Here is an 8,236-nt window from a genome sequence, read left to right on the forward strand (position 1 = left end):
ATGATGTATTTGAGCGCAGTGTCCACGCTCATCTGCAGCTCGATCACTTCGCTGCGCGGAAACATCAGAAAAAAGCCGGAGGTCGGGTTGGGCGTGGTCGGCACATAAACACTGACATGATCGCCCTGAAGATGCCCGGCCACCTCGCCGCCGGGTGTGCCCGTCATGAACGCGATGGTCCACGAGCCCTGATGCGGATACTGCACCAGCAAGGCTTTGCGGAAGGCATTGCCGCTGCTCGAAAACAGCGTGTCAGACACTTGTTTGACGCTGCTGTAAATGGTCTTGACCAGCGGAATGCGCGCCATCAGGCCATCCCAGCGGGCCAGCCACCACTGCCCCACCATATTGGCCACGGCCAGGCCGGTGAGAAAAATGGCCGCCAGCACCAACACCACACCCACGCCGGGAATGTTCACCAGCTTGTCCAGCGCCGGGGCCAGGCCGGGCGCCACCGTGCTCAGCGCACTGACCATGGCCCGAAAGATGCCGTCGAACACGGCCAGCAACTGCCACAGCACCCAGATGGTGATGGTCAGCGGCAGCCAGACCAGCATGCCGGCGATGAAAATACTTTTCAGGCTCATGGAATGAAACAGCCTTCCGGGGCGCGGAAGGCTTGGGGTTCAGAGAAGAAGCAGGGCGGGTGGATCAGAGCCCTGGAGAGAATGAATTTAATGGCAGGCACACGAGGCGCCGCAGGCCGGTGGGGCGGCACTGTCGGAGGAAGACGCTGCAGCCGCTGTCGATGTTGCCGCCGCCGCGCCACCGCCCTTGAAGTCGGTGGCGTACCAGCCCGAGCCCTTGAGCTGGAAACCCGCCGCGGTGACTTGTTTGTGCAGCGCAGGCTTGCCGCAATGCGGGCAGTCGGTCAGCGGTGCATCGGACATTTTTTGCAGCGCGTCCAGGGTGTGGCCGCAGGCATCACATTTGTAGGCGTAGATCGGCATGATGGAAACCTCGTCAAAATCGGGGCGCCTGGAAATCGGCGTTTCAAGTCCAGGGTACAAGTCCCAAATGGGGGCAAACAGGCGCAGAACAATGTCGGCATTATAAAAACGCACCGCCTGTCCGGGCGGCGGCCATGCCGCCGCGGCCTTATCTCTCGTTGTCAACCGGCGGCGGCGCGATGTTGGCCGGTGCAATGCCGGGCGGCGCCAGCGCAGGCGGGGTGAATTGCGGCAGACGGGGTGCGGCGCCGGGGAAGCCGATGGCTCCGACCTGAGCACCCTGCGGATCCATTTTGAGTTCCTGACGCACATCGTCTCGCTCCAGCCAGACCATTTTGTAGCCGGTGGCGCGCAGAATCACACCCGGTGCGATGGCGTCGCCCACGCTGATGGCGCGGGGCGGTTTGCCGTCGATGCCAATCAGCGCCGAGCCGGTATCGCCCCCGGCAATCACCCCGTACAGCCGGAATCGGCTGGGCGCGGAAGGGGCGCTGGCCGCGCCCGTCGGTACGGCGCCATACAGGCGCGCGGCCTGCTGCGCGGCCTGCTCGGGCGACAGCGCGCCGATGAGTTGGGCATCAGCAGGAACCGTTTGCGGCGAGGCGACGAGTCGCAACACCCAGGTCACGGCCAGCGCCGCGCAGGCGAAGGCGAGAACGACGCCCAGCAAAAGCGCGGCCCGGCGGCTGCCGCGGGTAGAAACGCCACTGGGTGCATGGAATGAGGGTGAGCTGCGCAACATAAGGCACTTATTATCAGGGCAGAACGTGTCTTCGCACCGTCTTGTTGCAATGAGTCATCAGCAGGTCGGAGAAAACCGAGGTCGCGCCCGGCGCTTTTCAAAAGGTGGAAGTCGATGAATGATGGTTTGAAGGGGGTTTCATCCGAGGTGCTGCGCGCGCCCGCAGCCCGTCGCAAGACGCGCGGTTTCACGCTGATCGAGCTCATGGTGGTGCTGGTCATCATGGGCGTGCTGGCGGCGCTCATCGTGCCCAACATCATGGGCCGCACCGACGAGGCGCGGCAAACGGCCGCCAAGACGGATATCGCCACCATCATGCAGGCGCTCAAGCTGTACAAGCTCGACAACGGCGTCTACCCCTCGCAACAGCAGGGCTTGCAGGCGCTGGTGGTCAAACCCTCCACGCCGCCCATTCCCAACAACTGGAAGCCTTACCTCGAAAAGCTGCCGACCGATCCGTGGGGCCATGCGTATCAATATCTCAACCCGGGCGTGAAAGGTCCGGTGGATGTGTTCAGCTATGGCGCCGACGGCAAACCCGGCGGAGAAGGGGCAAATGCCGACATTGGCAGCTGGCAGTAAATCCGCTCGTCAGCTTTTGGCGCGGCAGCAGCAGCGCCGAGGCGAGCTTGGGTTTACCTTGCTCGAAATGCTGGTGGCGCTGATCATCGTGGGCATGGTCACTGCGTTGGCGGCTTTTGCCTTGCCGCCGTCCGAAAATGCGCAGATGCAGCGCGAAGCGCAGCGTCTTTCGGCCCTGTTCGACGCCGCGCGTCAACACGCCGCCGAAACCGGCGTGCCCCTGGCCTGGGCCAGCGGGCCGACGGGCTACGCCTTCGTGCAGATCGGGCCGCAGGGTTGGGAGCCGGTGGACTCTGACCTGCTGCGCCCGAGGCTCTGGCCCTGGGTGGGCGGCGGGCGCGAAATTCCCCCGCAGGATTGGCGCGCTGCGCTGGGCGGCGAGCCGCGCGAGGCAGCCTACTCGGCGGGTACGGTGTCGGTGAGTCTGAGCGAAGGCGGGGTGCGCAGCCTGGGTACGCCGCCGAGCTGGTTGTTGTTCGGCTCCGAGCCGGTGGGCGGCCCGATCCGCCTCGTGCTGTCTGATGGCGCAGAGCGCGACAGCATCGAAACCGACGGCTTCGCGCCTTTTGTGGTCAGTCGCAGCCGGTCATGATGTGCGGACCCCTTCGCGTTCCAGCGCCCCCATTGAATAGGTCGGCCCAGCCGCCGGGCCGCCCCAAGGCTGGGCCAGCCCCCTCGGGGGGCAGCGCCGCCGCGTCAGCGGCAAGCGTGGGGGCAAGCTCCCGCGGATTCACCCTGCTCGAAGTGTTGGTGGCTTTGGCGGTGGTGGCCATTGCGCTGCTGGCGGCCATGCGCGCCGCAGGCGGGGTGGCCGACAACGCGCAGCGCTATCGCATGACTGTTCTGGCCGAGCAGTGCGCGCAGAATTTTCTGGTCGATCAACGTCTGAGCAAGACCTTTCTCGCGGTCGGACAGAGCACCAGCGCCTGCACGCAGGCGAACGTGCCGTTCACCGTGGCGGTGGACGTGATGCCCACGCCCAACCCCAACTTCCGCCGTGTGCAGGTCAACGTGCTCGATGCCAGCGGCTGGAGCGCGTGGCAGGTGGTCACCATCATCGGGAATCTTTAAGTGAGCCGGGCACCTGTTTCGGTACAGCGGGGTTTCACCCTGATCGAGCTGCTGGTCGCGGTCACCATTCTCGCGGTGGTGGCGGTGCTGGGCTGGCGCGGGCTGGACGCGGTGGCGCGCAGCCGCGACGACGCCAGCCGCGCGTTCACCACCAGTTCGCGTCTGGCCGACGGCATGCAGCAGTTCGGCGACGACCTGCGCCATGCGGTGTCGCAGGGGCCCGGACTGCCTGCGGTGAGCGTGCTCGGCGGCGGGCTGTTCATCGTGCGCCGTCCCGCGCAACCGCTGGGCGGCGATGTGCGGGCCGATGTCGATGCGGGCGTCGGCCTGCCGCCGAATGCCGGCGAGCTGCAGGTGGTGCGCTGGACGGTGCAGGACGGCGCGCTCAAGCGCAGCGCAAGCAGACCCACCGATAGCCGCGCCGTCTTGCAGTCGGCCTTGCAAAACTCCACCGTGCCCTTGCTGACCATTCTGCCCGGCGTGGTGAGCATGCAGATCCAGTTCTATCGCTACGCCGGTATCGGACTGCTGCAGCAATCGGGCGCCTGGGTCAATGCCGGTACGGCGGCCAACGCGGCAAACGCCAGCAGCAACACGCCGGCCGCATCGGCCAGCGCCGCGGCGGCCGCCGCCAACACGCTTGCCGCCAGCGCGACGACCCCGGCGGCCGTGCGCGTGCGGCTGCAGTTTGCCGACAAGGCGCTGACGGGCGATTTGCAGCGCGACTTTTTGCTGGATGACCGCGAATGAGACTCTTACCGGAGCATCAAAGCGGCGCGGCGCTGATCACCGCCATGCTGATCGCCGCGCTGGCCGCGGTGATGGTGTCGGGCATGTTCTGGAGCCAGTGGAGCGCCATCGCCCGCGAGCAGACCGCGCGCGAACAGACGCAGGCGCGATGGATTCTGCGCGGCTCGATCGACTGGGCGCGGCTGATTCTGCGCGAAGACGCCATGACCTCGACGGCCGATTACCTCGGCGAGCCCTGGTCGGTGCCGCTGGCCGAGGCGCGGCTGTCGACCTTTCTCGCCGCGCGCGGGCAAGACAGTGCGGGTCTGCCCGACGCCTGGCTCGAAGGGCGCATCGTCGATGCGCAAAGCCGTTTCAATCTGCGCGACCTGGCTCCGGCCGGGACGATCGATCCGCAGGCGCTGCTGGCCTTCCAGCGCCTGTGTGCCGCGCTGCAACTGCCCTCCAATGTGGCGGCCGCCATCGCCAACGGCGTGGCGGCGAGCAACCCCATCGGCGCTGCGGCGCAGACAAATGTTGCAAATTCGCCACTGCCGCTGCAGCAATTGCAGGATTTGGCGCGGCTGGGGCCGACCGTGGCTCAGGCCCTGCCCAAGCTCGCCTCTGCCGTCACCGTGCTGCCTCAGGCCACGCCGGTCAACGCCAACACCGCCAGCCCGGTGGTGCTGGCCGCCGTGCTCGGGGTGAGTGCCGATACGGCGCAGGCCTTGGTCGAGGCGCGCAAGCGCGCGTACTTCCGCAATCTGGGCGATATTTCAACCCTGCTGCCGCAGGGCGCAACCGTCAATCCGCAACTGGTGAGCGTGGCCACCGGCTACTTCGACGCCATTGCCCGTGTGCGCATCGACAAGCTCGAATACGCCGAGCGCGCGCTGATTCAGCGGGCCGGGGTGTTCTCGCAGGTGGTGCGCATCCAGCGCGTGCCCCCCTGGTTGGCGGCCGCGTCTGAGCGCCCCCAAGACTAGGCTACGACCAGCCCGCCCCCCGTGGGGGTCAAGAAAACTTGGGGCGGCCCTGCGTTTCCTTGAGAGGCCGAACAGGGCGCAAACTGATTTCTCACGCAAAACGCGATTGAAGAATCCATTGCAACATCGCGTATTTCCTGTACCTTTACTGCAACAAAGCCTCTCTACAATCGCAGCCATCATGCAAACCTTGGTTCTCCGTCTGCCGCCCCTGGCTACCGCGCACCCGCTGCCGGAGCTGGAGTACGTGCTGCTGAGCGCCAACGGCAAACTGCAGTCGGCCGGCCGTGAGCAAGTTGCGCTGCTGCCGCGTGGCGCCCGGGTGGTGGCCGTGGTCGATGCGCTCGATGCCTCGGTCATGGCGGCGCCGCTGCCCGCCATGCCGCCCTCTCGGCTGCAGGCCGCACTCAACGGGGCGCTCGAAGACCGTCTGCTGCAGGACGCGGGGCAACTGCATCTGAGTGTCGGGCCGCTCGCCGAAGACGGCAGCGTGGCGCTGGCCTGCGCGGTGCAAATGGCCGCGCTGCAGCAGGCCATTGCCGACCTCACCCAGGCCGGGCAGGAGCCGGAGAAAATCGTTCCCGAAGCCGCCTTGCTGGCGCCGGGTGACGCGCTGCTGCAAACCTCCGAGCAAGGCCCGCGCCTGCTGTGGCGTGACCTGCAGGGCGAGGCGGCCTGGTTGCCGCTCATCCTCGCGGCCGACGCCGCGGCGCCGCAGGCGCTGCCGCTGCCCGTCACGCCCGAACATCTCTGGGTGCAGGATCAGGCGCAGCCCCAACTCAGCTGGCTCGATCTGCCGCCCGAACTCACACCGGCCACGCTCAACGACGCCGGCTGGATGGCGCGTGCGGCGCAGTCTCCGTGGAATCTGCGGCAGTTCGACTTGGCGCCCAAACATGCGCTGTCGCGAGGTTGGGCCGGGGTGATGGAGCAACTCACCACACCCGCCTGGCGACGCGTCGGCGCTCTGCTGGGGCTGCTGGCGGTGGTGCAGTTGGTGGGCATGAACGCCGCCGCGTTCAAACTCTCTCGGCAGGAAAGTCAGTTGCGACAAAAGCTCGACACCACGGCAGCCGAGGCGCTGCCCGGTGTGCCCGCCATTCTCGATGCGCGGCTGCAGGTGCAGCGCGCACTCAACGACGCGCGTTTGCGCACCGGTCGTCCCGGAGATGGCGATCTCGACGTGCTCATGGGGCGCGCCAGCGTGGTGGTGCCTCCGGGCATCGTGCCCACGGTGTTGAAATTCAGCCCAGGCCAGTTGCAGCTCAGTTTGCCGGGTGACGCGGCCGCGCAGGCGGCAGCGAGGTGCACTCCGGCCGGCCTGTCCTGCGTGGCGCAGGGCGATGTGCTGAGTGTGACGGGAGCTGCGCAATGAGAGCGACGCACGGCCGCTCCGAAGGGGCGCTCAACTCCCTCGGGGAGTCGCGCGTAGCGCGGAGGGTCGTCCAATGAGCGCGACGCAAGGCAGCCGCATGGCGACGTTGTCGGGGCTCTGGTACAGGGGCCTGCCGCAGACGGTGGCGCTCGGGCGCCAGCGCTGGGCCGCCATGTCGCCGCGCGAGCGCGTGCTGATCGGCTCTGCCGCGGTGCTGGTGTTGGTTGCGCTGCTGTGGCTGCTGGCGATCAAACCCGCTTGGCACACCCTGCAAACCGCGCCGCAGCGCATCGTCAGCCTGCAGCAGCAATTGCAAACCCTGCAGCAGGACGGTCAGCAGATCGCCGCCCTGCGCAGTGCGCCTTCCGCCCCGGCATTCAGCGGTGATCTGCAGGCGGCCATCGTGGCCTGGTTCAAGCGTGTCGATCCGGGCGCCAAGGTTCAGGCGCAGGTGCTGCCAGGCGAGGTGACGCTGGAACTTTCGGCATTGCGACCGGCCACTCTGGCGGCACTCGCGCAAACGGCGCGACGCGACTGGTCGGCACAGGTGGACGGCGCCGATCTCAAGCGCGGGCAGGACGGTGCGCTCAGCGGCACGGTGCATCTGTCGCGGCAAGGATCGGGTGGCGGATGAATGGCCAGCGCACCCAAATCTCCCGACCCGGCGCGCGCTGCGGCGTCTTCCGGCAAACGCTCGTCCGGGTCTTCGTCACGCGGGCGTTCGTCCGGGCGTTCGTCATCCCGCAAAACGGTCAAACGCCAACGCGCCTTCAGCCGCCGCTGGTTGTGGCTGGCGGCTTTGCTGGGTGTGCTGTGGGCGCTGTTGTGGCAGGCCCCGGCCAGCTGGCTGAGCGCGGCGGTGTGGAAGGCCAGCGGTCAGCATGTCTTGCTCGCCCAGGCGCAAGGCACCTGGCGCGACGGCTCGGCACTGCTGGTGCTCGAAGGCGGGGCGGGCAGCCGCGGCGCCACCGTGCTGCCCGGCACCTTGCACTGGACCATCAGTCTGGGCAATCTCTGGCGCGGGCAGCTGCTGGCGCAGATCGACTGGCCCAACGTCTCGCCACAGCCGCTGCAGATCAGCACCCAGCTCGGCTGGTCGCAGACCACCGTGGCGCTGCGCCCGGCGGGTGGCGCGCCGGATGCCCCCTGGCAGGGCGCCCTGCCGTTGTCGGTGCTCGACGGGCTGGGCACGCCCTGGAATACCGTTGCGCTACGGGGACAAGGGCAGTTCACCTTGCGTGGCCTGCTCCTAGAATCCGTGGCCGGGCGGATGCGGATCGGGGGGCAGGTACAGATCGATCTGCCGGATGTGGCATCCCGCCTGAGTGTGGTGGCGCCCATCGGCAGCTATACCCTGAGCATCACCGGGCAGGGCGCCGATGCGCAAGTCGAGTTGCGCAGCGACAAAGGGCCCCTGCTGTTGCAGGGCAAAGGGGTCTGGAACGGTCAGGCCCTGCAGTTTCTCGGCACCGGCCGGGCGGCGCCCGGCAACGAAGCGGCGATGGCCAATCTGCTGTCGCTCCTCGGACGTCGCGAGGGTGACCATGTGCGAATCTCCATCTGAATCTGAAGACGCCCGCTCGCCGACAGCCACAGAACACGACAAGAATCAAGGAACGCCGCGATGCATCCCGATTTGAACCCTAATTCTCATGCCCGCAGCGGGATCAGCCGCAGGATCGGCCGCGTGGTGGTTTTGCTGCTCGTTCCGTTGCTCATGCTGCAACCGGTGATGGCGCAGGCGCCCTCGGGCACGGCGGGCAAGACCGAACAGGCCAGACGCAGCGCCAACGGTGATCTC

General features: G+C 67.3%; 11 protein-coding genes. 8 read left to right on the top strand and 3 right to left on the bottom strand.

Annotated elements, in window-relative coordinates; translation table 11 throughout:
• The 3 genes from AC2VLV_RS14340 to AC2VLV_RS14350 all read right to left on the bottom strand — a co-directional run.
• Window positions 1-587: DUF502 domain-containing protein (locus tag AC2VLV_RS14340; RefSeq protein ID WP_486990624.1), on the bottom strand; the 587-nt coding region annotated here is incomplete at its 3' end.
• Window positions 588-674: 87 nt separating this feature from the next.
• Window positions 675-950, bottom strand: a complete 276-nt coding sequence (locus AC2VLV_RS14345; RefSeq protein ID WP_486990625.1) for an FmdB family zinc ribbon protein — start codon at window positions 948-950, stop codon at window positions 675-677.
• 148 nt (window positions 951-1,098) lie between these two features.
• Window positions 1,099-1,692, bottom strand: coding sequence for a type II secretion system protein N (locus AC2VLV_RS14350; RefSeq protein WP_486990626.1), 594 nt, complete (start codon window positions 1,690-1,692; stop codon window positions 1,099-1,101).
• Window positions 1,693-1,806: 114 nt separating this feature from the next.
• On the opposite strand from AC2VLV_RS14350, the gene gspG reads away from it, so the two are divergent.
• The 8 genes from gspG to gspN all read left to right on the top strand — a co-directional run bounded on the left by gspG (window position 1,807) and on the right by gspN (window position 7,999).
• Entirely contained in the window at window positions 1,807-2,274 is a 468-nt protein-coding gene (gspG, locus tag AC2VLV_RS14355; RefSeq protein ID WP_486990627.1) for a type II secretion system major pseudopilin GspG, read from the top strand.
• Window positions 2,249-2,866: a pilus assembly FimT family protein gene (locus AC2VLV_RS14360; RefSeq protein ID WP_486990628.1), complete on the top strand. Its 618-nt coding sequence runs from the start codon at window positions 2,249-2,251 to the stop codon at window positions 2,864-2,866. Before gspG ends, AC2VLV_RS14360 begins: the two co-directional genes overlap by 26 nt.
• 116 nt (window positions 2,867-2,982) lie before the next feature.
• Complete coding sequence (gspI, locus tag AC2VLV_RS14365; protein ID WP_321164557.1) at window positions 2,983-3,345, top strand: type II secretion system minor pseudopilin GspI; 363 nt, start codon at window positions 2,983-2,985, stop codon at window positions 3,343-3,345.
• Complete coding sequence (locus AC2VLV_RS14370) at window positions 3,346-4,095, top strand: PulJ/GspJ family protein (protein WP_486990629.1); 750 nt, start codon at window positions 3,346-3,348, stop codon at window positions 4,093-4,095.
• Complete coding sequence (gene gspK / locus AC2VLV_RS14375) at window positions 4,092-5,060, top strand: type II secretion system minor pseudopilin GspK (protein WP_486990630.1); 969 nt, start codon at window positions 4,092-4,094, stop codon at window positions 5,058-5,060. The genes AC2VLV_RS14370 and gspK overlap by 4 nt, the downstream gene beginning before the upstream one ends.
• Window positions 5,061-5,241: 181 nt before the next feature.
• The gene (gene gspL, locus AC2VLV_RS14380) at window positions 5,242-6,435 is read left to right on the top strand and encodes a type II secretion system protein GspL (RefSeq protein WP_486990631.1); all 1,194 of its coding nucleotides are present in this window, start codon (window positions 5,242-5,244) and stop codon (window positions 6,433-6,435) included.
• A gap of 73 nt (window positions 6,436-6,508) precedes the next feature.
• The gene (gene gspM / locus AC2VLV_RS14385; protein ID WP_486990632.1) at window positions 6,509-7,069 is read left to right on the top strand and encodes a type II secretion system protein GspM; all 561 of its coding nucleotides are present in this window, start codon (window positions 6,509-6,511) and stop codon (window positions 7,067-7,069) included.
• Window positions 7,070-7,999 carry a type II secretion system protein N gene (gene gspN, locus AC2VLV_RS14390; RefSeq protein ID WP_486990633.1) on the top strand — a complete coding sequence of 310 codons (930 nt, stop codon included), beginning with the start codon at window positions 7,070-7,072 and terminating at the stop codon, window positions 7,997-7,999.
• Window positions 8,000-8,236 lie beyond the last annotated feature (237 nt).

Source organism: Thiomonas sp. TH-17 (genome assembly GCF_057473305.1).